The organism is Ectothiorhodospira marina (assembly GCF_900109495.1).
Lineage (GTDB): Bacteria > Pseudomonadota > Gammaproteobacteria > Ectothiorhodospirales > Ectothiorhodospiraceae > Ectothiorhodospira > Ectothiorhodospira marina.
The window spans coordinates 1-23,014 of the sequence record NZ_FOAA01000014.1; the positions used below are offsets into that span (position 1 = coordinate 1).

At 61.1% G+C, this 23,014-nt stretch carries 23 protein-coding genes and 2 tRNA genes; 17 read left to right on the plus strand and 8 right to left on the minus strand.

The window, feature by feature from the left end; all coding sequences use genetic code 11:
- Nucleotides 1–493: 493 nt before the first annotated feature.
- Nucleotides 494–569: transfer RNA gene (locus BMY52_RS11610), tRNA-Asn, on the minus strand.
- A 53-nt stretch (nucleotides 570–622) separates the two neighbouring features.
- Entirely contained in the window at nucleotides 623–1,807 is a 1,185-nt protein-coding gene (locus BMY52_RS11615) for a pyridoxal phosphate-dependent aminotransferase (RefSeq protein ID WP_090254598.1), read from the minus strand.
- Between the two features lie 76 nt (nucleotides 1,808–1,883).
- Between BMY52_RS11615 and uvrB the strand changes: the two genes are divergently transcribed.
- Together uvrB and BMY52_RS11625 are read left to right on the plus strand one after the other, a co-directional pair.
- On the plus strand, nucleotides 1,884–3,902 hold the full coding sequence (gene uvrB, locus BMY52_RS11620) for an excinuclease ABC subunit UvrB (RefSeq protein WP_090254601.1): 2,019 nt from the start codon (nucleotides 1,884–1,886) through the stop codon (nucleotides 3,900–3,902).
- Nucleotides 3,903–3,905: 3 nt separating this feature from the next.
- Complete coding sequence (locus BMY52_RS11625) at nucleotides 3,906–4,883, plus strand: L,D-transpeptidase family protein (protein ID WP_090254603.1); 978 nt, start codon at nucleotides 3,906–3,908, stop codon at nucleotides 4,881–4,883.
- Here BMY52_RS11625 and frdD read toward each other — a convergent pair.
- Genes frdD through frdA form a run of 4 tightly spaced genes read right to left on the minus strand, consistent with a single transcriptional unit; the run spans nucleotide 4,814 to nucleotide 8,105 of the window.
- A complete protein-coding gene (gene frdD / locus BMY52_RS11630) occupies nucleotides 4,814–5,179 on the minus strand; it encodes a fumarate reductase subunit FrdD (RefSeq protein ID WP_090254606.1) in 366 nt (121 codons plus the stop codon). The genes BMY52_RS11625 and frdD overlap by 70 nt on opposite strands.
- Entirely contained in the window at nucleotides 5,176–5,580 is a 405-nt protein-coding gene (locus BMY52_RS11635) for a fumarate reductase subunit C (protein ID WP_090254608.1), read from the minus strand. The genes frdD and BMY52_RS11635 overlap by 4 nt, the downstream gene beginning before the upstream one ends.
- Nucleotides 5,577–6,326 carry a succinate dehydrogenase/fumarate reductase iron-sulfur subunit gene (locus BMY52_RS11640; RefSeq protein ID WP_090254610.1) on the minus strand — a complete coding sequence of 250 codons (750 nt, stop codon included), beginning with the start codon at nucleotides 6,324–6,326 and terminating at the stop codon, nucleotides 5,577–5,579. Before BMY52_RS11640 ends, BMY52_RS11635 begins: the two co-directional genes overlap by 4 nt.
- 3 nt (nucleotides 6,327–6,329) lie before the next feature.
- The gene (frdA, locus tag BMY52_RS11645) at nucleotides 6,330–8,105 is read right to left on the minus strand and encodes a fumarate reductase (quinol) flavoprotein subunit (RefSeq protein ID WP_090254612.1); all 1,776 of its coding nucleotides are present in this window, start codon (nucleotides 8,103–8,105) and stop codon (nucleotides 6,330–6,332) included.
- Nucleotides 8,106–8,296: 191 nt separating this feature from the next.
- Between frdA and BMY52_RS11650 the strand changes: the two genes are divergently transcribed.
- Nucleotides 8,297–9,736 (plus strand): tetratricopeptide repeat protein, encoded by a 1,440-nt coding sequence (locus BMY52_RS11650; protein WP_090254614.1) that lies wholly within the window; start codon nucleotides 8,297–8,299, stop codon nucleotides 9,734–9,736.
- A gap of 22 nt (nucleotides 9,737–9,758) precedes the next feature.
- Here BMY52_RS11650 and BMY52_RS11655 read toward each other — a convergent pair whose 3' ends face one another.
- On the minus strand, nucleotides 9,759–10,397 hold the full coding sequence (locus BMY52_RS11655) for a class I SAM-dependent methyltransferase (protein WP_143050472.1): 639 nt from the start codon (nucleotides 10,395–10,397) through the stop codon (nucleotides 9,759–9,761).
- Nucleotides 10,398–10,600: 203 nt separating this feature from the next.
- Between BMY52_RS11655 and BMY52_RS11660 the strand changes: the two genes are divergently transcribed.
- Nucleotides 10,601–10,969, plus strand: a complete 369-nt coding sequence (locus BMY52_RS11660) for a DUF4870 family protein (protein WP_245740815.1) — start codon at nucleotides 10,601–10,603, stop codon at nucleotides 10,967–10,969.
- Nucleotides 10,970–11,027: 58 nt separating this feature from the next.
- Here BMY52_RS11660 and BMY52_RS11665 read toward each other — a convergent pair whose 3' ends face one another.
- On the minus strand, nucleotides 11,028–11,891 hold the full coding sequence (locus tag BMY52_RS11665) for a glycine betaine ABC transporter substrate-binding protein (protein WP_425429237.1): 864 nt from the start codon (nucleotides 11,889–11,891) through the stop codon (nucleotides 11,028–11,030).
- Between the two features lie 125 nt (nucleotides 11,892–12,016).
- Here BMY52_RS11665 and BMY52_RS11670 point away from each other — a divergent pair, with 125 nt between their 5' ends.
- The 13 genes from BMY52_RS11670 to BMY52_RS11730 all read left to right on the plus strand — a co-directional run bounded on the left by BMY52_RS11670 (nucleotide 12,017) and on the right by BMY52_RS11730 (nucleotide 22,997).
- Nucleotides 12,017–12,478 carry a cobalamin biosynthesis protein gene (locus BMY52_RS11670; protein WP_218140430.1) on the plus strand — a complete coding sequence of 154 codons (462 nt, stop codon included), beginning with the start codon at nucleotides 12,017–12,019 and terminating at the stop codon, nucleotides 12,476–12,478.
- Entirely contained in the window at nucleotides 12,475–13,191 is a 717-nt protein-coding gene (locus BMY52_RS11675; protein ID WP_245740817.1) for a TVP38/TMEM64 family protein, read from the plus strand. Before BMY52_RS11670 ends, BMY52_RS11675 begins: the two co-directional genes overlap by 4 nt.
- Nucleotides 13,192–13,259: 68 nt before the next feature.
- Nucleotides 13,260–14,765, plus strand: a complete 1,506-nt coding sequence (locus BMY52_RS11680) for a protein adenylyltransferase SelO (RefSeq protein WP_090254618.1) — start codon at nucleotides 13,260–13,262, stop codon at nucleotides 14,763–14,765.
- Nucleotides 14,766–14,858: 93 nt separating this feature from the next.
- The gene (locus tag BMY52_RS11685) at nucleotides 14,859–15,290 is read left to right on the plus strand and encodes a DUF1289 domain-containing protein (protein ID WP_090254620.1); all 432 of its coding nucleotides are present in this window, start codon (nucleotides 14,859–14,861) and stop codon (nucleotides 15,288–15,290) included.
- Between the two features lie 199 nt (nucleotides 15,291–15,489).
- Complete coding sequence (gene thrS, locus BMY52_RS11690; RefSeq protein ID WP_090254622.1) at nucleotides 15,490–17,421, plus strand: threonine--tRNA ligase; 1,932 nt, start codon at nucleotides 15,490–15,492, stop codon at nucleotides 17,419–17,421.
- A 3-nt stretch (nucleotides 17,422–17,424) separates the two neighbouring features.
- Nucleotides 17,425–17,943, plus strand: a complete 519-nt coding sequence (gene infC / locus BMY52_RS11695; protein ID WP_090254624.1) for a translation initiation factor IF-3 — start codon at nucleotides 17,425–17,427, stop codon at nucleotides 17,941–17,943.
- A gap of 88 nt (nucleotides 17,944–18,031) precedes the next feature.
- Nucleotides 18,032–18,229 (plus strand): 50S ribosomal protein L35, encoded by a 198-nt coding sequence (gene rpmI, locus BMY52_RS11700; protein WP_090254626.1) that lies wholly within the window; start codon nucleotides 18,032–18,034, stop codon nucleotides 18,227–18,229.
- A 27-nt stretch (nucleotides 18,230–18,256) separates the two neighbouring features.
- The gene (gene rplT / locus BMY52_RS11705; RefSeq protein ID WP_090254628.1) at nucleotides 18,257–18,610 is read left to right on the plus strand and encodes a 50S ribosomal protein L20; all 354 of its coding nucleotides are present in this window, start codon (nucleotides 18,257–18,259) and stop codon (nucleotides 18,608–18,610) included.
- A 171-nt stretch (nucleotides 18,611–18,781) separates the two neighbouring features.
- Nucleotides 18,782–19,801 (plus strand): phenylalanine--tRNA ligase subunit alpha, encoded by a 1,020-nt coding sequence (pheS, locus tag BMY52_RS11710; RefSeq protein WP_090254629.1) that lies wholly within the window; start codon nucleotides 18,782–18,784, stop codon nucleotides 19,799–19,801.
- 18 nt (nucleotides 19,802–19,819) lie between these two features.
- The gene (gene pheT, locus BMY52_RS11715; RefSeq protein ID WP_090254631.1) at nucleotides 19,820–22,198 is read left to right on the plus strand and encodes a phenylalanine--tRNA ligase subunit beta; all 2,379 of its coding nucleotides are present in this window, start codon (nucleotides 19,820–19,822) and stop codon (nucleotides 22,196–22,198) included.
- Nucleotides 22,199–22,201: 3 nt separating this feature from the next.
- Nucleotides 22,202–22,501: an integration host factor subunit alpha gene (gene ihfA, locus BMY52_RS11720; protein WP_025281356.1), complete on the plus strand. Its 300-nt coding sequence runs from the start codon at nucleotides 22,202–22,204 to the stop codon at nucleotides 22,499–22,501.
- A complete protein-coding gene (locus tag BMY52_RS11725; protein WP_090254633.1) occupies nucleotides 22,482–22,865 on the plus strand; it encodes a MerR family transcriptional regulator in 384 nt (127 codons plus the stop codon). The genes ihfA and BMY52_RS11725 overlap by 20 nt, the downstream gene beginning before the upstream one ends.
- A gap of 55 nt (nucleotides 22,866–22,920) precedes the next feature.
- Nucleotides 22,921–22,997 (plus strand) — tRNA-Pro (locus BMY52_RS11730).
- Nucleotides 22,998–23,014: the final 17 nt, after the last annotated feature.

Consider the following 23,014-nt stretch of genomic DNA (forward strand, 5'->3'; position numbering starts at 1 on the left):
CTGCTGCCCTATCACTGGGAACCGCGCACCCAGGCCTGCGGGGAGAATGCCAGCGGGGAGTGAGGGGGTCTATATGGGTCCTACCGGACGCGTACTGCGGAAAACAGTCGGGGATCTCAGAACGGTGCGTTTGGGCAGCGGGGGCAGGAATGGTCCGACTGACGACGACCACCCGAGGGGATGTGGAGCGGCCAAGAGTCCAACGCTCTCGCCTACACGCGAATGGATGTGGGATTGCCTGATGGAGCGGGGGGAGAGGAGGGCATAGCAGGTGAGATGGAGATCCAGCAGACCGCTGGGCTCGACCTCATGGGTATCGTCAACATCCATGCACGGCCTCCTTGGCGACGGGGCTCAAATCTCCCTTGACCCTAGCAAATGGAAGGACGAATTGCACGCCAGCGGTGATGGTCCACTTCAGTGGGCGCTTGAAACCCACCCCCCAGAAACGAAAAAGGCCACCCAAAAAGGTGGCCTTTTTCGTCATTTTATTTGGCTCCCCGGGACGGGCTCGAACCGCCGACCTAGTGATTAACAGTCACCCGCTCTACCAACTGAGCTACCGGGGAATTGCTTGGAAGCCCGGCATATTACGGATATCGCCGGGCTTCGTCAAGGGCCTTTATGCCCCTACTGCGCGACCAATGCGCTCCACGGCCTGCTTGAGGTTATCCAGGCTGGTGGCGAAGGAAATGCGCACGTGGCCTTCGGCGCCGAAGGCGGAGCCGGGGACCAGGGCGACGCCTACCTGATCGAGCAGGTGTTCGGCGAATTTCACGTCACTGTCCATGCCCAGCTTCTCCATGGCGCCCTTCACGCTGGGGAAGGAGTAGAAGGTGCCGTCGGAGGGCAGGCACTCCACGCCCGGGATGGCGTTCAGGGCTTCCACCAGGTAGTCGTGGCGGTCCTGGAAGGCCTTGCACATCTCGGCCACGCAGGACTGATCGCTGTTGAGCGCCACCTGGGCCGCTTCCTGGGCGATGGACGTGGGGTTGGAGGTGCTCTGGGACTGGATCTTCTTCATGGCGGCGATCAGCGGCTTGGGACCACCGGCATAGCCGATGCGCCAGCCGGTCATGGCATAGGCCTTGGAGACGCCGTTGAGCACGATGGTCTGATCGTACAGGTCGGGGCAGGCCATGAGAATGTTGCAGAAGGGTACGTCACGGAACATCATGTGTTCGTACATGTCATCCGTGGCCACCACCACATTGGGGTGACGCAGCAGCACCTCACCCAGTGCGGCCAGTTCCTCACGGCTGTAGGCCACGCCGGTGGGGTTGGAGGGGCTGTTGATCACCACCAGGCGAGTGCGGGGCGTGATGGCTGCTTCCAGTTGCTGGGCCGTCATCTTGAAGCCCTGGGACTGGTCGGCACTGACGATCACCGGCTTGCCGTCGGCCAGCAACACCATGTCCGGATAGGACACCCAATAGGGGGCCGGGATGATGACTTCATCACCCTCGTTCAGCAGGGCCTGGCAGAGGTTGAAGAAACTCTGCTTCCCGCCGCAGGACACCAGGATCTGATCCGGCTGGAAGCTGTGGCCGTTGTCGCGCTGGAACTTGTCGATGATGGCCTGCTTCAAACCCGGCGTGCCGTCCACGGCGGTATACTTGGTCTTGCCCTCGCGGATGGCGGTGATGCCCGCCTCCTTGATGTGGTCCGGTGTGTTGAAGTCGGGTTCGCCAGCGCCAAGGCCGATCACGTCGCGTCCTTCGGCCCGCAACTGGGCGGCGAGGGCGCTGACGGCCAGTGTGGGGGAGGGCTTGATGCGCTGAACGCGGGATGAGAGCTTGATGTCCAAGGCGGTATCCGGGAATGCTGGTGGATGGAAAAATCAATTCAAAATGATACTCAAACTGTGCTGATAAGATAAGCCCATGGAGCAACCTTTCCACCTTTCCACCCGCTTTGACCCGGCGGGAGACCAGCCCGCGGCCATCGAGGGCCTGCTGGATGGCCTGGATTCGGGCCTGGCCCACCAGACCCTGCTGGGTGTGACCGGCTCGGGCAAGACCTTCACGATCGCCAACGTGATCCAGAAGTCGCAGCGGCCCACCATCATCATGGCGCCCAACAAGACCCTGGCAGCCCAGCTCTATGGCGAGATGAAGGAATTCTTCCCGGATAACGCCGTGGAATACTTCGTCTCCTACTACGACTATTACCAGCCTGAGGCCTATGTGCCGTCGTCGGACACCTTCATCGAGAAGGATTCGTCCATCAACGATCACATCGAACAGATGCGCCTGTCCGCCACCCGGGCCCTGCTGGAGCGCCGCGATGCCATCATCGTGGCCAGCGTCTCGGCCATCTATGGCCTGGGTGATCCGCGGGCCTACCTGCAGATGGTGATGCACCTGAAACGGGGGGATGTGATCGATCAGCGGGAGATGCTGCGCCGGCTGGCGGAATTGCAGTACACCCGCAACGATCTGGAGCTCAAACGGGGCACCTATCGGGTGCGCGGCGAGGTGATCGATATCCACCCGGCGGACTCCGAGCGGGAGGCCGTGCGTATCGAGTTGTTCGATGAGGAGATCGAGCAACTGTCCTATTTTGATCCGCTCACCGGCGAGGTGCTGCGGCGGGTGCCACGACTGACCATCTACCCCAAGACCCACTACGCCACCCCCCGAGAGACCCTTCTGGAGGCGGTGGACCATATCAAGACGGAACTCAAGGAACGTCTGGACGCCCTGCGTCAATCGGATCAACTGGTGGAAGCCCAACGCCTGGAGCAGCGTACCCGCTTTGATCTGGAGATGATGCTGGAGCTGGGCTACTGTTCCGGGATCGAGAACTATTCCCGCTATCTCTCCGGGCGCAAGGCCGGTGAACCGCCCCCCTGTTTCCTGGACTATCTGCCGGAAGACGCCTTGCTGGTGATCGATGAGAGTCATGTCACGGTCCCGCAGTTGGGGGCCATGTACAAGGGCGATCGCTCCCGTAAGGAGACCCTGGTGCAATATGGCTTCCGCCTGCCTTCAGCCATGGACAATCGCCCCTTGCGCTTCGAGGAGTTCGAGGCTCTGGCACCCCAGGCTATCTACGTTTCAGCCACGCCCGGCCCTTATGAGCAAAAGATGTCGGGGCAGGTGGTGGAGCAGGTGGTACGACCCACGGGCCTGGTGGACCCGGAAGTGGAAGTGCGACCGGCGACCGCTCAGGTGGATGATGTGCTCTCGGAAATCCGGCTGCGCACCGCGGTCAACGAACGGGTGCTGATCACCACGCTCACCAAACGCATGGCGGAAGATCTCACCGAGTACCTGGGAGAACATGACATTCGTGTGCGTTATCTGCATTCCGACATTGATACCGTGGAACGCGTGGAGATCATCCGCGATCTGCGTCTGGGGAAGTTTGACGTCCTGGTAGGTATCAACCTGTTGCGCGAGGGCTTGGATATGCCTGAGGTCTCGCTGGTGGCGGTGCTGGACGCCGACAAGGAAGGCTTCCTGCGTTCCGACCGCTCGCTGATTCAGACCATCGGCCGCGCGGCCCGCAATCTGAACGGCAAGGCCATCCTCTATGCCGATAAGGTGACCGGGTCCATGCAGCGGGCCATGGATGAAACCGAGCGACGCCGCGAGAAGCAGGTGGCCCATAACCAGGCCCACGGCATCACGCCCAAGGGGGTGGAGAAGCGCATTGCCGATATCATGGAGGGTGCCTACGCCGGTGGGTCCATGGCCACCCCGAAGCGTTATGCCAAGGTGGCCGAGCAAGAGGCGGAATACGGGCGTATGTCACCCAAGGAAACAGCCAAGGAGATCACTCGTTTGGAGAGCCAGATGTTTGAACATGCCCGCAACCTGGAATTTGAGGAGGCAGCCCGTTTGCGGGATCGGGTCGAGAAACTCAGGGAAGGGATGCTGGGCGTGGTGGAGGGCTGAGGTATGACAAACCGTTCATTGTGTTTGGCCCTGGCGTTGTGCCTGTTCGCCGGCCCGCTGTCAGCCTTTGAGCGGGCTTGGCCCGTCGAGGAAGATGTGGATGTCGTGGGCGAACTCAGTCATGTGGAAGCCACCTACGAGGATACCCTGATCGACGTGGCGCGCCGCCACCAAGTGGGTTTTGAGGCGATCCGCCGGGCCAACCCCGAGCTTAACACCTGGATTCCCGGAGAGAATGCCCGGATCCTGTTACCCCATCAATTCGTGTTGCCCGACGCCCGACGGCAGGACATCGTGATCAACCTGCCCGAGATGCGCCTGTATTATTTTCCTCGGGGTGAATCCCGGGTGGTGACCTACCCGGTGAGTATTGGTCGCATGGATTGGGGCACTCCGGTAGGCACCCTGGATGTGATCGAAAAACGGGAAAATCCCACCTGGACGCCGCCAGACTCCATACGCAAGGCCTACGCCGAGCGCGGTGAGGAGTTGCCCCGCGTGGTGGCACCGGGGCCAGACAACCCCATGGGAGAATATGCCATTCGCCTGAGCCGGCCCAGTTACCTGATACACGGTACCAACTGGTCCACCGGGATCGGCATACGCTCTACGCACGGCTGTATCCGCATGGATAATGACGACATTGGTGAGTTGTATCCCCGGGTCTCGCTCGGTGCATCAGTCAATATCGTCAACCAGCCGATCAAGGTGGGTTGGCGAGACGGGATGCTCTACCTGGAAGTCCACCCGCCATTGGAAGAGTTGGAGGATCAGGCCCAAGGCATGGACCAGGCCGTCACCAAGGTGATGGAAGCAGTGGGAGAACGGGATGCCCGGGTGGACTGGCAGCGAGTGCGTCGCGCGATAGACGAACTGACCGGGGTGCCCCAGGTGATTGGCTGGGACATTGATCAGGCCCGGACGACCAGTACCAGCGCGACCAGTACTGCCAGCGCCGAGCCACCGACTGCCGATCCATAGCAGATCTGCTTGAGTCGGGGCGTTGCGTGCACACCCAGGTCATGCAGGGTGTGCAGGATGCGGTGTGCCGCATGGAAAAAGAACAGGGCGATCAGTATGGCCAGTCCGAACCCCACCAGGGGATGACCCAACAGGGCGCGCATCTGTTCATAGCCCATGGCATCCGGCCCGAAGCCCATGCCCATGGGCACCAGCAGCCCCACGATCAGTACCAGGATGGGCCCCACCAGGGCCGCCAGCATGCCGCCACCGCCGAACAGGGACCAAAAGATGGGTTCATGTGAGCGTGGTTTCATTGCAGGCCTCTCAGGGCAGCGACCAGGATCACCAAAGACACCACGCCCCAAGCCCATAAGGCCATGCGGTTCAGGGTGGCATCGGAAAATCCCCGGGGAAAACGGCGTGTTTTGAAGGGTGGAACGGTCAAGGGCAGAACCTTGAACCAGGTCCAGGCATGGAAGGTAAACGCGGCCAGCACCACCAGGTGCAGCAACCAGGAGAGCGGCGAGAACAGCACCGCACGCCAGGCCTCAAAGGCCCCTGGCCCCACGGCCAGGGCGGCCATGCCCATCAGCAGGAACACCCCATACAGGGCGATGACCACACTGGTGCCCTCGCGCAACAGATAAAACTGGTAACTGGGGCGGCGCAGCCACCAACGCTGCATGCCGCGGGTGTAGGTTCTGGGTGGGTTCATCGGCGCCCCCTCGGCTTCAGGAACCGCAGGAAGTAATCCTGGGTGCTCACAATCTTGTTCTGGTTGATGGCTCGGGCCGGGTCCACGTGTTTGGGGCACACCTCCGAGCATTCCCCCACCAGGGTGCAGCCCCAGACACCTTCCTCGGCGTTGATCACGTCCATGCGCTGTGCCTTGCCTGCGTCCCGGGAGTCGGCATTGTAACGATGCAGCAATGCCAGGGCGGCCGGACCGGTGAACGCCTCATTGAGGCCGTACTGGGGACAGGCGGCATAGCACAACAGGCAATTGATGCATTGCGCGTAGCCCAGGTAGTCCTGGATCTGATCCGGTGTCTGGTTGCGCGGCTGATCGCCCGGATCGTCATCGGCCGAAGGGATCAGGTAGGGGTGTACCGACTCCAGTTTGGCGAGAAAGTCCGTCTGGTCGATGGTCAGATCCCGCAGGATGGGGAAATGCGCCAGGGGCTCCACCCGAATGCGGGACGGATGGTAGTCCCGCAGGAAGGTCTGACAACTGAGCACGGGCTCGTTGTTGACCATGCAGCCGCAACTGCCGCAGATGGCCATGCGGCAGGACCAGCGAAAGGTCAGGGTGCCATCCAGGTGATCCTTGATGTACTGCAGGCCCTCGAGCACGGACATCTCCGCCGTGAAGGGCACCTCGTAGCTCTGGTAATACGGTGCCTCATCCGTCTCCGGATGAAAGCGCAGGCATTCGATGATGATGGTGCGGGTCTGGGTCATCTCTTACTCCTCCCGCGCCGTCTGATCGGGCTGGCTGTCGCGACCGTAGATACGCTCCCTCGGGCTGGAGCGGGTGATGGTGACCGGTGCATGGGAAATGCGGGGTGGCCCATTGCCTTCATGATGAGCCAGGGAGTGACAGAGGAAGGCTTCGTCGTCGCGTGTATCGAACCCATCCTGGCGCAGGTGCGCGCCCCGTGACTCCTTGCGGGCCAGGGCCGAATGCGCCATGGCCTCCGCCACCTGCAGGGTATGGCCCAGTTCGATGGCGGTGAGCCATTCGGTGTTGAAGCAGCGCCCCCGGTCATCCAGTTTCACGCCCCGACGATAGCGATCGCGCAGGGCCGACAGGCGTTCGCAGGCCTGGCTCATGCGCTCGGCGTCGCGGACAATGCCGACGCCGGATTCCATGATGTCATGCATTTCCGAGCGTATCACCGCCACTCGTTCTCCCTCATCGGCGTTGAGCATGTTCAGGCGCCGGGCTTCGGCCTCGTGTGCCTGGGCGTTCAGGTCGGCGGGCGCCGCGGTGATCTCCCGGGCCAGTCGCGCCGCCGACTCGCCTGCAGCGCGACCGAAGACCAGCAGTTCAGCCAGTGAGTTGGACCCCAGCCGATTGGCGCCATGGATGCCCACACTGGCACATTCGCCGACGGCGAACAGACCTTGCAGCGGGGTGGCGCCGTTCACGTCACATTGCACGCCGCCCATGGTGTAGTGCACGGCTGGCCGCACGGGAATGGGGCTGTGCACCGGATCGGTGGCAGCGAAGGTGCAGGCCAGTTCCCGGATCATGGGCAGGCGTTCCATGATCTTCTTCTCGCCCAGATGCCGCAGATCCAGATGCACGGCACTGCCATTGGTTGTCTCCACGGTGCGACCGGCCTGATCCTCATGCCAGAAGGCCTGGGACACGCGATCCCGGGGACCCAACTCCATGGCACGGGGGCGGGGCCAGGGGTCCAGTGGACCCATGCCGTAGTCCTGCAGATAGCGATAGCCGTCCTTGTTCAGCAGGATGCCGCCCTCACCGCGGGCCCCTTCGGTGATCAGGATGCCTGAGCCGGGCAGGGCGGTCGGGTGCCATTGCACGAATTCCATGTCCCGCAGGGGCACACCCTGGGAATAGGCCATTCCCATGCCCTCACCGGTAACGATGCCGGCATTGGTGTTCTGCCCGAAGACCCGACTGGCGCCACCGGTGGCCAGGACCACCGCCTTGCAGCGCAGCAGCACACTCTCGCCGGTGGCGATATTGAAGGCCAGAACACCCTGAACTCGATCGCCTTCCACCAGCAGGTCCGTGCAGAAGAATTCATCGAAGCGCCGGATGGATGGATACTTGAGCGAGGTCTGGAACAAGGTGTGAAGGATATGGAACCCGGTCTTGTCGGCGGCAAACCAGGTGCGTGGCGACTTCATGCCCCCAAAATAGCGCACGTTGATGCCACCGTCTTCCTGGCGACTCCAGGGACAGCCCCAGTGCTCCAACTGGGTCAGTTCCCGGGTACACTGGCCGATAAAGTACTCCACCACATCCTGTTCGCACAGCCAGTCGCCGCCGGAGACGGTGTCGTCAAAGTGCTTGTCCAGGGTGTCGTCCGGGTGGATCACCCCGGCGGCGCCCCCTTCGGCGGCCACCGTGTGGCTGCGCATGGGAACCACCTTCGAGACCAGGGAGATGGATAGCCCGGGATCTGACTCGGCGGCGGCGATCGCTGCCCGCAGTCCCGCCCCGCCACCACCGATGATGACCAGATCTGATTCAATCACATCCATCCTGCTCAACCTTGTTTGACGATGAGGATTTGCGTTCGCGCAACTCGAACAACGTCGCCATTAGAGGACATCTGCCCGCCAAGTTCAAATCCCGAGTCTGAGATGGCCCCGGGGTTCGTCCCGCGGGCTCAAGTTGGCTATGATCTGCGCTGCACCAAGGCAGCACCATCCACCTCGAGTACCCGGATAGCATGAAGCGGCTAAGAACCCATTATGAAAACCTGCAGGTGACCGAAAATGCCAGTCAGGAGGTCATAAGGGGAGCGTACAAGTTTCTTTCGCAGAAATGGCACCCTGACAAGAACCAGGCGCAGCGGGAAAAGGCGGAGCGGGTCACCAAGATCCTCAATGATGCCTATACGGTACTCTCCGACCCGGAACAGCGTCGCGCCCATGATGAGTGGATCGCCGAGCAGCGCACCGTGCGCAAACTGGCAGATCAATCCGATCATCCCGGCAGCAGCAGTTCCAAGAACTACGTATACCATTACTCCTATGCCCTCAGCCCCGAGTTGGCAGGACATCGGGAGAGATATGTCAGTCTCAATGATGGCACAGTGATGGATGTGCGCACGGGCCTGCACTGGTTCTGCCATTCCGTAGGCGAGCGCTGGCACCCAGGGGGGATCTTCACCGGCACGCCGCAGTTGCACGATGCCGAACTGGCCGCGGCCTTGCCCGCGCGGGTCAACACCGGCGAGGGGCAGGGACGGTTCAAGGACTGGCGGCTACCCAGCGAAAAGGAACTCAAGTCGCTGTATACCCGCAAGGGGATCAGTCTGCGGCGTGTGCTTGATGACTCGATCTTTTCCATTGACGACAAGGGCCCTTACTGGACGCTGACCGACAATCCCTGGCTATATGACAACGTACCCCGGGTGGTGACCCTGCAAGGGGAAGCCCAGCGTGGGGATGGCGAATTGGTGCTGGCACGCGTGCGCCTGGTGCGTGGTCCCGACCGGGCAATGCTGGCCGAATTGATGCATCAGATCGCCACTGATTACCTGGCCCGGGGTGAGCGCCAGGAGGCCATCCACTACTACCAATGCTCACTGGAACTGGCCGAGCAGGCCAGCGGCGTCGAGGAAAGCAATATCATGGTCCTGATGCGGGATCTGGCCTTGGCCCATTTCGAATCCCACCAGCCTACCGAGGCTGAAACCTGGCTACACCAGGTGCTGGAACGCAAGCGCCAGCTCCATGGACAGGATCATCTTGAGGTGTTCAAGGCCCTGGTGGATCTGGCCAGCTTGCACAAGTCGCTGGGTAACTTCCGGGCTGCCCTGGATGACCTGACCGAGGCCTACCGGATTCTGACTCGCCTGGAGAGCGTAAGCCAGGGCATGATGCTGGGCGTACTCTATGACCTGCTGGCCCTGCAGGTCATGCACGGGGAGCAGCGCAAGGCAGAAACGCTGATCAGTCGGTACCTTGAGCACTCCGAGGGGGCGGATCTGGGGGCGTTTTCGGAGCGCACGAACGTGTTGTTCATCATTCTGGGGTTATTGCGCTCCAGTTCCGGCCAGGGGGCTGCGGACCCTCAGCATCTGTATCGGACGTTTCTGGAGTGTTCTCCACCACCGGTGGAGGAGGCGGAGGACTTCACGCGGGCTCCATTTGCCTCGGCCTAGGGGCGGGCGGGCACGGCGATCATCAAACCTGGCCCTTGTGAAACAGAGCGACGTTCTTCACCGGGATCTCGAGTCGCCAGCCGTGGTGCCGGGCAATCCAGGCCATCGTGTCCGGCGAGTAAAAGCAGATGTGGGTTGGGTCGCGCCGGTAATGCCAGCGCAGAAAATGCGCGTCCGCTGGACGAAACTCCGTCATGACCCCCAGCCACCCGCCCGGGCGCAGCAGGGCGTTCAGCCGCTCGAACTCGGCTCCCGGTGCATGGAAATGTTCGGCGGTTTCGCTGCAGGTGATGAAATCATATTCCTGAGCAAGGATCCCCTTGTCCGGGAAGAAGACCGGGTCGTAGTCCCGAGTGGGAAACCCCTTTTCCTCCAGCATGCGGGAGAGGGTGGGACCCGGACCACAGCCATAGTCGAGCCCTCTGGCCCCGGCGCTCAGGCGACTCTGCATGGGCTCGCTCAGGCGCGACAGGAATGCGCGGTAACGGGCATCTTCAGGATCATTGCAGTGAGTGGTGTATTGGGCGCCTTCTTCCTTGGGCGATAGCCAGTGCCTGGGGTCAAGCCAGACCAGCCGACAGTCACCACACAGGAAATAATCGCCCTTCGACAGGTGTGCGTAGAGCCACGGGTGTGTTTTCCCGCACAGGGGGCAGGACATGCCCTCAGTGGCGTCCCATGCCACCCAGGCGCGCGGGCTCGATGATCTCGATCCAGTCACCGTCCGGGTCGGTGACAAAGGCCATGGGGACTCCCGTTGATGGCTGGATGTACTACCAGGGTCAGTTGGAATGCGCATCTTACCCTGCAGGGGCTGGATTGAGTATGCTGAGGACTCAACCTTGCATTCAGGAGTGAAAACTGATGGTCGAAGAAACCCCGGTGCCCATGGAGCACAACCCCCATGCGGACGATCTGCTGATGCCCAAGGTGGTCTATATCCTGTATATCCTGGGCCCCTTCGTCACTTTTACCGGCATCATCGGGGTGATCATCGCTTATGTCTACCAGGGGTCGGCGCCGGACTGGCTCAAGACGCATTACCGATTTCAGATCCGCACCTTCTGGATGGGTCTGGCGTTTCTCATCCCCGGCATTCTGCTCACGATGGTCTTGATCGGCTGGCTTGTCCTGCTGTTCTGGGTGGTGTGGCTCATCGTGCGTTCAGTGAAGGGCATGAAGACCCTGGGTGAACGCCGACCCGTGGAACAGGTGGAGCGCTGGTCCTTCTGAATCAGGACCTCACCTGCCCCCTCTCCCGCTTGCGGGAGAGGGGGCACCTCGTCCAGGTTTACTGGAGCCAGGTATCTACCACGTCACGGTTCTGTTCGACCCACTGCTTGGCATTGTCATAGGGGTCACCGCCTTCTTCGTTCATGACCATCAATTCAGCCACTTGGTCCGTCGTCCAGTTGAAGTTATCCAGAATGGCGTAGACCTCGGGCATGTCGTCCTTAAGGCCGGTGCGGACGATGGTGTGGATGGCTTCTTCACCGCCATAGACACCCTTGGGATCTTCCAGGTACTTCAGGTCCCAGCGACCTTCCTTCCAGTGAGGCGTCCAACCGGTGACCACGACCCAGTCATTGGTGCGAATGGCGTTGGCGAGCACACCAGTCATGGTGGCGTCAGAGCCTTCCACCAGGCGAAGATTCAGGTCATACGCCTCAATGGCTTCTTCAGTGCTGCTCATGATACCCGCGCCCGGGTCGATGCCGATGATCTGGCCACCAAAACGACCAGCGTTGTCGTTGAGTTCGTCAATGGAGTCGATCTCAACATAGGTAGGCACCATCAGGCCGATCCGGGTACCCTCCAGATTCGGACCCAGATCCTCTACACGGTCACCCACTTCCTCCACGTAATTGGCATGGGTGGTGGGCAGCCAGGCGGCCACGAAAGCATCCTGATCGCCAGTGGCCACGGATTGCCACATGGCGGCGGCACTCACGGAGACGGTTTCCACATCATAGCCGGCTTCCTCCAGGACCACGCGCATCACGTTGGTGCTGGCCACGGCATCGGCCCATTCCACGTAGGGAATATTGACCTGACCTTTGTCAGCCACTGCGGTCAGTGGAGCACTCGCCAGGCCCAGGGCCAGGCAGGTGCCGACGAACATTTGGGGGAGATTACGCTTGAAATCGATACTCATAGAGATCCTCCATAGAGAGTTTGAGGCGCTATTGACGTTGCGCCCGGCCATTGAAGCCTGATTTTCATCATACACATTATCCGCGGCAGGGAAAAAAGACCCATGGATAAGCTTGGTTTTGCGCGATGCCTGAACACGACCGCCCATTCATGACCGGCTCGGGTGCCTTGCCGAGGCGGGTGCTGGGCCTGGGGTGTCAACAGGGCATCTCCCTTGAGACCCTGCGGGGCGCATTGCAAGAGGCCCTGGCGCAGGTGGGCGCAGATATGGAAAGCGTGATGGCGCTGGCCACTTTCGAAGCCCGCGCAAGGGAGTCGGCCATCACGACGCTGTCGCTGGAGCAAGGTTGGCCTCTGTATGCCTATACCGCCGAGGCGCTGGCTGGCGTCACCGTATCCCATCCATCCGAGCGGCTGCGTCACTTGACGGGGACCCCCTCGGTGTCCGAGGCGGCCGCCATTCTGGCTTCAGGTGCCCAGGCAGGCGACATGATTCTGGAAAAGTATGTGTATCGGGGGGCGGATGGAGGGTATGTGACCGTGTCGATCGTCGAATTGAACCCAATGTGCGCCAATAAGACCCCTTGAACCCACCCATCCCTACAAAATACCTGCCGTGGATCCTGGGGCTGTTGGGGCTGTTCCTGCTGACGGCCACCTGGGCCGGTGTTCAGTTCGGCGGCGACATCATTCGTTGGGTGGCCGGTTTTCAAGAGCCGCTGGTATCTGGCGTGGATGCCCATCCCATGCTGGCCGCTGCGATCTATGTATTGGTGGTGACCATCGGCAAGATCACGCCTTTCCCCGGTGGATTTCTGCTCATGCTTTCCGGTGGGTTTTTGTTCGGAGCCCCCTTCGGGGCGGTGTTGAGTGCCCTGGGATCCGCCTCCAGTGCGGTGATGGTGGGCGTCATCGGTCGATGGCTATTCTTCGAGGCCATTCACCGTCGCTGGGGAGCGCACCTGACACCCTATGAGGATACGCTGGCCGCCAATGGGTTCAATTTCATTCTGGCCGCTCGCCTGTTTCCCATCGTGCCTGCGTGGATCATCAACCTGATCCCGGTCGTATTTCCGGTTCCTTTCCGGCATGTATGGATCGCTACCTTCCTGGGGCTCATCCCCCTTTCATTCATGGTTGCCAGTCTGGGTGAGGGCCTCTCCAATCTGACGCAGGTGGAGGGGCTGAGCCCATCCGATGTGATCAGACCCTCCCTGGTCCTGCCGCTGGCGGGATTGGCCTTGCTGGCACTCATCCCTAGCGCGGTTCGGCTCTGGGGTCAGCGCCTTCGTGATCGGTGAAAGGATTGATGTTAACCTGATAAATTAGATCAGGTATTTCCCGACCATGACACTTGGAAGGTTGCACCATGTCCACTGCGCCCGTGCTGGAATCCACGACGTCCCCCGTGACCTTCGACAACCGTTACGCTCGCTTGCCGAAGCCTTTCTTTGTCCGCATGAACCCGACGCCCGTGGCGTCCCCCCGACTCAGGGCTCTGAATACCGGCTTATGCGGAGAACTGGGCATCGATCCGGGGGCCTTATCGGAGGATGCGTGGGCCCAGGCCCTGGCCGGTAATGCCGTGCTGCCCGGTTCCGAACCCCTGGCCATGGCCTATGCGGGGCACCAGTTCGGCCACTTTGTGCCTCAATTGGGTGATGGTCGGGCCCTGTTGCTGGGGGAGGTAGTGGATCGGGCGGGGGTTCGACGCGATATTCAACTCAAGGGGTCGGGGCCCACACCATTCTCCCGGATGGGGGATGGTCGGGCGGCACTGGGCCCCGTGCTGCGTGAGTATCTGCTCAGCGAAGCGATGCATGCCATGGGGGTCTCCACCACCCGCGCACTGGCGATGGTCACCACCGGCGAGACGGTGTACCGGGAGGAGCCCCTGCCGGGCGCCGTGCTCACTCGGGTGGCCCAAAGTCACATCCGTGTGGGCACCTTCCAGTTCTTCGCGGCGCGGCGCGACCCTGCGGCAGTGAAATCCTTGGCGGACCACGTCATTGAGCGTCATTACCCGGAGGTTCGGCAGGCATCTTCTCCTTATCTTGCCCTGCTGGAATCGATTGCTGGCCGTCAGGCCGAACTGGTGGCCCGTTGGATGCTGGTGGGGTTCATCCATGGGGTGATGAATACGGACAACATGGCCGTTTCGGGTGAGACCATTGATTATGGTCCCTGTGCCTTCATGGATACCTACCACCCTGGCACGGTGTTCAGTTCCATTGATCAGCGAGGGCGATACGCCTTTGCCAATCAGCCTGAAATTGCTCAATGGAATCTGGCACGACTGGCGGAGACCCTGTTGCCACTCATCGATGATGACGCATCCAGGGCCATCGATCAGGCCACGCAGGTTCTGGAGGCCTTCCCGTCCAGTATCTCCACCCACTGGCTCGCCGGTATGCGTGACAAGCTGGGACTTCAAACGAAAGAGGACAGCGATCTGGAACTGGTACGTGAGTTGCTGGATATCATGCGCAAGCAGGAGGCGGATTTTGCTCTGACCTTCCGTTATCTGAGTGATCTGGCTGCCGGCGAGGAGGTTCACACACGGGTACGGTCGCTGTTCAATCATGCCCAACCCTTCGATGTCTGGTTGCCGTGCTGGCAGGCCCGAGTGGCACGTGAGCCCCATGGGGCAGGTGAGCGCGGGGCCCGGATGCGACGCGTGAATCCGGGGTATATCCCGCGTAATCATCGTGTGGAACAGGCCATTAGGGCTGCGGTAAGCGAAGCGGACTTCGGCCCGTTCGAGCACCTGCTTGGCCTGGTGACACAGCCGTTTCAGGACCACCCCGGACAAGAGGCCTTCATGCAACCGGCCCGGCCGGAAGAGCGGGTCCATCAGACCTTTTGCGGCACCTGATAGCCGAGGGTTCATGCGTGTTCGAGGCATGCGCCCGGGTTAGGATAGGGCGGTGGACCATCACTCAGCCATTCCAAGGAGTCTTTTCATCCCATGCAGAGCCCGTGCATCCATGTCTGCCAGACCGAGGAGGGTCGGTGCATCGGCTGCGGCCGCACCCTCATGGAGATCGCCGCCTGGACGCGGTTCACCGACCGGGAACGCAAGGTCATCATGGAGCGGCTTCGCGAAGAGGGGTATGGGGACGCGCCATCCGATGCCCCGGTCCGTGCTCCCCGGCCCCAGGCCGCAAACCATGAGGAAGACCCGAAGCCGGCGGAACAGGCCGGCATTCCCCGCAACATTCAGATCACCGAGGCTGATCGGCGCCGGCCCGAGTCGGTTTGCATTGACGGCATCCGCTATGGCGAGCAGATTGTGGATCTGGTCAAGGCGTTGCAGGGCATTGCCCAGGGTGGGCATGATGCCGCCACCTGCCGATCCATGGCCCTGCAAGCCCTGCAGCGACCCGCCGGCCGCCGCTGAACCACCTTGTCTTGGGGGCCGTAATCCTTTAGCCTGATCGTCTATCCCGGATTCAAGTGATCCGGGTCGCGATACGCAGCCCAGGCTGCAAACCTTGCCTACTCCGGGCCCACGGTTTGCGGCCTTTTTAGTGGGGGGCTCCCCCAAACACATCAACGTGCACGGCCCCGCGTACAGGCCGGCGCAGGAGACATTCGATATGCCCGTAATCACCCTTCCCGACGAAAGCCAGCGCCACTTTGACGCGCCCGTCACCGTGGCCGATGTGGCCGCCGATATCGGTCGAGGCTTGGCCAAAGCCACTCTGGCCGGCAAGGTGGATGGCCGCCTGGTGGATGCCAGCCATTGCATTGATGACGATGCACGTCTGGCCATTGTCACCGACCGCGATCCCGAAGGCCTGGAAATGATCCGTCATTCCACCGCCCACCTTATGGCCCATGCGGTCAAGAGCCTGTTCCCCAGCGCCCAGGTCACCATCGGACCGGTGATAGACAATGGATTTTATTACGATTTCGCCTTTGATCGGCCCTTTCATCCGGAAGATCTGGAGAAGATCGAGGCCAAGATGAAGGAACTGGCCAAGGCGGACATCCCTGTGGAGCGCAGAGTGATGCCCCGGGACGAGGCAGCGGAGTTCTTTCGGGCTCAGGGGGAGGAGTACAAGGCCCGCATTATCGAGGATATTCCTCAGAACGAGGATATCTCCCTGTACACCCAGGGTGACTTCGTTGACCTGTGCCGCGGCCCCCATGTGCCCAGCACCGGCAAGCTCAAGGCCTTCAAGCTGACCAAGGTGGCCGGGGCGTACTGGCGGGGTGATTCCAACAATGAGATGCTCCAGCGCATCTATGGCACCGCCTGGCCCAACAAGCAGCAGCTGGAAGACTACCTGCACCGCCTGGCCGAGGCAGAGCGCCGGGATCATCGCCGCATTGGCCAGGAACTGAATCTGTTCTCGATACAGGATGAGGCCGGTGGCGGTCTGGTGTTCTGGCACCCCAATGGCGCCCGGATCCGCCGCGCCGTCGAACAGTTCTGGTACGACATGCACGAGCGCGCCGGTTACGAGTTCCTCTATACCCCCCATATCGCCAACCTGGAGTTGTGGAAGACCTCCGGGCACGCTGATTTCTACGCGGACTCCATGTATGAGCCCATGGAAGATGACAATCAGTCCTTCCAGCTCAAGCCCATGAACTGCCCCTTCCACGTGCTGGTTTACAAGGATCGGCTGCGTTCCTACCGGGATCTGCCCCTGCGCTGGGCAGAGATGGGAACGGTGTATCGTCGGGAGATGTCTGGCGCCCTGCATGGATTGATGCGGGTACGCGGATTCACTCAGGATGACGCCCACATCTTCTGCCGCGAGGACCAGATCGAAGGAGAGATACTGCGCATCCTGGATCTGACCCTGGATGTGCTGCGCGCCTTCGGCTTTGAGGACTTCGACATCAACCTCTCCACCCGCCCGGACAAGGCGGTGGGTTCCGATCATATCTGGGAGCATGCCACCGCTGCCTTGCGGGGTGCCCTGGAGAAGAAAGGGCTGGCGTACGAGCTGGATGAAGGAGGCGGCGCCTTCTATGGCCCCAAGATCGACATCAAAATCCGCGATGCCATTGGTCGTCAGTGGCAGTGTTCCACCGTGCAACTGGATTTCAACCTGCCGGAACGGTTCGATCTGGAATACGTGGCGGATGACAATCAGCGCCGTCGTCCCATCATGGTCCATCGGGCCTTGCTGGGCTCCGTGGAACGCTTCTTCGGCGTACTCATCGAACATTACGCCGGATCTTTCCCCCTGTGGCTGGCACCGGTACAGGCCCAGGTACTCACGATTACCGATCGGCAGGACGATTATGCTCAGGAAGTGGTGCAAACCCTGCGAGCCCAAGGCCTTAGGGCTGAAATGGACTTGAGAAACGAGAAGATCGGCTTTAAAATCCGCGAGCACACTTTGCAGCGGGTGCCTTATCTTCTGGTGTTGGGAGACCGGGAGATGGAAACCCGATCCGTGGCCGTAAGGTCCCGCACCGGGCAAGACCTGGGAACCATGGACCTGGATGCACTCATTCAGCGTCTGTCCCGGGAAGTGGCGGATCGCGGCCGAACCATTGTGGAGGATTAAAGTATCAGCGCTGGAAAAGAGAACCGACTCAACGAGCAGATCAGCGTCCCGCAGGTCCGCCTCATCGCCGAGGACGGAGAGAACCTGGGGGTCATGCAGACTCGCGACGCCATGAAGATTGCCGAAGAGGCTGAACTCGACCTGGTCGAGATCGTGCCGACCGCGGATCCACCGGTTTGCCGGGTCATGGACTACGGTAAGTTCAAGTTCGAGTTGAGTAAAAAGACGCAGGCTGCCAAGAAGAATCAGAAACAGGTTCAGATCAAGGAAGTGAAGTTTCGTCCAGGCACCGATGAGGGCGACTACAACGTCAAGATCCGAAATCTCACCCGGTTTCTGGAACACGGCGACAAGTGCAAGGTCACCATTCGTTTCCGGGGTCGGGAAATGGCTCACCAGGAATTGGGTGGCAAGCTGCTGGATCGGATTGAGCAGGATCTGGAAGAACTGGCTACCGTGGAACAGCGGCCCAAGATGGAAGGTCGCCAGATGATCATGGTGCTTGGGCCCAAGAAGAAATAATGCATAAAACGGATTCACGGGTTCCGGTACACCTGTGCGTCCCGATCAACAGGACCGCCGTGAAGGCGGCCTTACCAGGAGTTCGAAGATGCCGAAGATGAAGACCAACCGAGGCGCCGCCAAGCGCTTCACCAAGACCGGGGCAGGGGCGTTCAAGCGCAATCAGTCCCACCGTCGTCACATCCTGACGAAGAAGAGCACCAAGCGTAAGCGCCAGTTGCGTTCGGCCTCCCATGTCCATCCCTCGGATGTGGCTGCCGTTCGCCAGATGCTGCCCCACCGCTAAACCGATTCTTCATCAGGAGTACGAGATATGCCCCGAGTCAAAAGAGGTGTAACCGCCCACGCCCGGCACAAAAAGGTGCTGAAGAAGGCAAAGGGTTACTATGGTGCCCGCGGTAACGTCTATCGCGTTGCTGCTCAGGCCGTCACCAAGGCCGGCCAGTATGCCTATCGTGACCGCCGCCAGCGTAAGCGCCAGTTCCGCGCCCTGTGGATTGCCCGTATCAACGCGGCGGCCCGCCAGTTCGATCTGTCCTACAGCCGCATGATTCACGGGCTGGACAAGGCCGGTATCGAGATCGACCGCAAGGTGCTGGCTGATCTGGCCGTGCATGATATTGCCGCTTTCGGTCGCATTGCCGAAAAGGCCAAGGCTGCCCTTTAAGCGGGTCTCCATGGCAGGGCTGGGGGCTTAGGCCAGACCGCTCGCCGAGACAGGCTGCCTGGGACGTCCGTTATGGGCTGGCTTTGCACCCCCAGGGGGCGCGCTATGTAAAAGGGGAAAGGCCTGGCCTTTCCCCTTTTTGTTTTCACTGCCAACGACGGAAAGCATCACGTGGAATCCCTCTCCAAACTGACCGAAGCGGCGCTCAATGCCATCAAGGGTGCCAAGGATCTGCGCAATCTCGAAGATTTGCGCGTCCACTTTCTGGGCAAGAAGGGCGTGATCACCGAGCAACTCAAGACCCTGGGGTCCCTGCCAGTAGAGCATCGCAAGCAGGCGGGACAGGCCATCAATCAGGCCAAACAGTTGGTCAATCAGGCCCTGGATCAGCAGCGTAGCGTGCTGGAGGCCGCCGCCCGAGAGGCACGTCTGGCCTCTGAAACGGTGGACATCACCCTGCCGGGACGTCGTCAGGAGTCGGGGGGCGTGCACCCGGTCACATTGACCATCGAGCGCATGGAGCGATTGCTGGGGCAGTTTGGTTTCCAGGTGGCCGAAGGCCCGGAGGTGGAGGACGACTACCACAACTTCGAGGCCCTTAATATTCCTTCGCATCACCCGGCTCGTGCGATGCACGATACCTTCTATTTCGATGCCGGCACCCTGCTGCGCACCCACACTTCGCCGGTCCAGGTGCGGGCCATGGAGGGGCAAACCCCGCCGCTTCGTATCATTGCCCCGGGGCGCGTCTATCGCTGCGACTCCGATCTCACCCACAGCCCCATGTTCCATCAAGTGGAAGGACTGCTGGTGGATGAGGGTGTCACCTTCGCCCAGTTGCGAGGGGTGCTGGATACCTTCCTGAGGGCCTTCTTCGAACAGGACGACCTGCAAACCCGCTTCCGGCCCTCCTATTTCCCTTTCACCGAGCCGTCGGCGGAGGTGGACATCCAGTGCGTGCACTGTGGCGGGAATGGATGTCGGGTATGCAAGCACACCGGCTGGCTGGAGGTCATGGGCTGCGGCATGGTGCATCCCAATGTCTTCGAGCACGTGGGCATCGACAGCGAACGCTACACCGGCTTCGCCTTTGGCTTGGGGGTGGAGCGCATGGCCATGCTGCGCTACGGCGTCAACGACCTGCGTCTGTTCTTCGATAACGACGTCCGCTTCCTGCGCCAGTTCGTCTAGCTAATAAGGTAGTCATTCATGAGAATCAGCAATCATTGGCTCGGCCAGTGGGTGGACCATGGCCTGACCGTGGAAGAACTGGGGCATCGCCTGACCATGGCTGGCCTGGAACTGGATGCCATTGAGGCGGCCGCCGGTGCGTTTACAGGTGTCGTGGTGGGGCAGGTGCTCTCGGTCAAGCCTCATCCCGATGCCGACAAGTTGCGCCTATGCCTGGTGAACGATGGTGGTGGGGAGCCGGTCCCCGTGGTCTGCGGTGCCGCCAATGTGTATGAGGGCATGAAGGCACCCTTCGCGCCGGTGGGTGCAACGCTGCCCAATGCCTTCACCTTGAAGAAGATCAAGCTGCGCGGTGCCCCCTCTCACGGCATGTTGTGCTCCGCCCGTGAACTGGGCCTCTCCGAGTCCAGCGACGGTTTGATGGAATTGCCGACCGATACGCCGGTGGGGCAGGACCTGCGCGAACTCCTCAGTCTGGATGACCACATCCTTGAGGTGGATCTGACACCCAATCGGGCTGATTGCCTGAGCCTGTCGGGTGTGGCCCGGGAAGTGGCCACCCTGACGCGTCAGCCACTCAAGGTCGTGGAAGCCCAACCCGTTGCGGCGGCCTGCGATGACACGTTCCCGGTGCGTCTGGACGCCCCCGCGGATTGCCCACGCTACGCCAGCCGGGTGGTGCGGGGCGTGGATGCCGCTGCATCCACGCCCGTCTGGATGCAGGAACGCCTGCGTCGCGCGGGGATTCGCAGTCTGGGGCCCCTGGTGGATGTGACCAACTATGTGATGCTGGAGTTGGGGCAGCCCATGCATGCCTTTGATCTGTCGGTATTACGCGGTGCCATCATCGTGCGCCGTGCCCAGGAGGGCGAAGTGCTCAAGCTGCTGGATGAAAAGGATCTCACCCTGAGCGGCGATGATCTGGTGATCAGCGATGAGGAAAAATGCCTGGCCCTGGCAGGCATCATGGGCGGCGCTGCCAGCGGCGTAAAGGAAAGCACCCGCGATGTCTTTCTGGAGTCAGCGCATTTTGCCCCCATGGCGGTGGCGGGTCGGGCCCGTCATCATGGCCTGCATACCGACTCCTCCCATCGTTTCGAGCGGGGCGTGGATCCCGAACTGCCGTCCCTCGCCCTGGAGCGTGCCACGCAGCTCCTGTGTGAGATTGCAGGTGGGCAGCCAGGGCCCGCGCAGGTGGAGGAGAGTCAAGGCCATCTGCCGGTCCGCACCACGATCGACTTCCGGCCTGCGCGTGCGAATGCCTTGCTGGGTGCCGATATTGCCCCGCCAGTCATGCAGGAGATCCTGACCCGCCTGGGCTGCCAGGTGAATGATGCACAGACCCCCTGGCGGGTCATGCCCCCCTCTTTCCGCTTTGACCTTGCGATTGAGGCAGATCTGATCGAAGAGATTGCCCGGGTGCATGGCTATGACACCCTGCCCACGCACCTGCCCGCGGTTCAACCCCAGGTGAGCTGGCTGGATGAGGCACAGGTATCGACCCGTCGCATGCGTGCCTGCCTGACGGATCTGGGGTACCTGGAGGCCGTGACCTTCAGCTTTGTGGACCCGGAATTTCAGGCCCGCTTCGCTCCGGGGGTGGATCCACTGAGGCTTGCCAACCCCATTTCCTCGGAGTTGGCCGTGATGCGCACCAGTTTGTGGCCGGGGTTGGTGAAGGCGGCGCAGTACAATCTCAATCGCCAGCAGGAGCGCCTGCGCCTCTTTGAAATTGGTTTGAGATTTGTGCCCCAGGATGTTGAGCTCAAACAGGAAAAGATGATTTCTGGCCTGGTCTGCGGGCCGGCATGGCCCAATCAGTGGGGTCAGCCGGACCGCACCGCCGACTTCTTCGACATGAAGGGGGATGTGGAGTCCCTGCTGGGCCTGTCCGGCCTGGATCGGCAGATGGAGTGGCAAGCCTGCGAGCATCCGGCGCTGCATCCCGGTCAGTCCGCGGAACTGCGCCTGGAGGGCGAGGTGATCGGTTGGGCAGGCACCCTGAACCCGGATCTGGAAGACTGGCTGGACCTGGATACCAGCGTGTACCTGTTCGAACTGAAACTGGAGGCCATCAACCGGGGGGAGGTGCCCAGGTTCCGAGGCCAGAGTCGATTCCCCGCCATTCGTCGGGACCTGGCGGTGCTGGTGGATGAGGGTGTGCCCGCTGCCCGGGTGGTTCAGGTGATCAAATCCATGGACTACACCGCGCTTCAACAGGTGAATCTGTTTGATGTGTATACAGGAAAGGGTGTACCTGAAGGAAGAAAAAGTCTTGCTTTGGGCTTGATTTTACAGGATTTATCCAGCACTCTTACCGACAGTCAGGTGGACGACATGATCGCTGCTGTCGTGGACAAATTACAAAAAGAGGTTGGGGCGACCCTCAGGGCTTGAGCAATGGCACTGACCAAGGCAGAAATGGCGGAACAGCTCTTTGATGAGCTGGGGCTCAACAAGCGTGAGGCCAAGGAACTCGTTGAGTTATTCTTCGAGGAGGTGCGCACTGCGTTGGAGCGGGGCGAGCAGGTGAAGTTGTCGGGATTTGGTAATTTTACGCTTCGCGACAAGAACCAGCGGCCCGGACGAAATCCCAAGACAGGCGAAGAGATCCCGATATCCGCCCGCCGCGTGGTGACGTTCCGGCCCGGGCAAAAACTCAAGGCGAGGGTCGAGTCTTATGCTGGAAGCGGGCAATAACAGCGAGTTGCCGGCCATTCCCGGCAAACGCTATTTCACCATTGGCGAGGTCAGCGAACTGTGCGGAGTGAAGCCGCATGTGTTGCGCTACTGGGAGCAGGAATTCCCGTCCCTCAAGCCGGTCAAGCGTCGGGGCAACCGTCGCTACTACCAGCGTCAGGATGTGATCCTGATCCGTCAGATCCGCAGTCTGCTCTACGAACAGGGTTACACCATCGGCGGAGCCCGGCAGAAACTCTCCGGTCAGGAAGCCAAGGAAGATACGACCCAGAGCCAGCAGATCATCCGCCAGATGCGTCTCGAACTGGAGGAAGTCCTGCAGATTCTCAAGCAGAAACCGCCCCATGCCGGAGAGCATAAATAGGTCGGCATCGCCCCTTCCCAAACCGACCTAAGTTCCCTATAATGCGGCACTTCTTCGGGGCGTAGCGCAGCCTGGTAGCGCACCTGCATGGGGTGCAGGTGGTCGGAGGTTCAAATCCTCTCGCCCCGACCAAAAGACCTCAAAAAGCC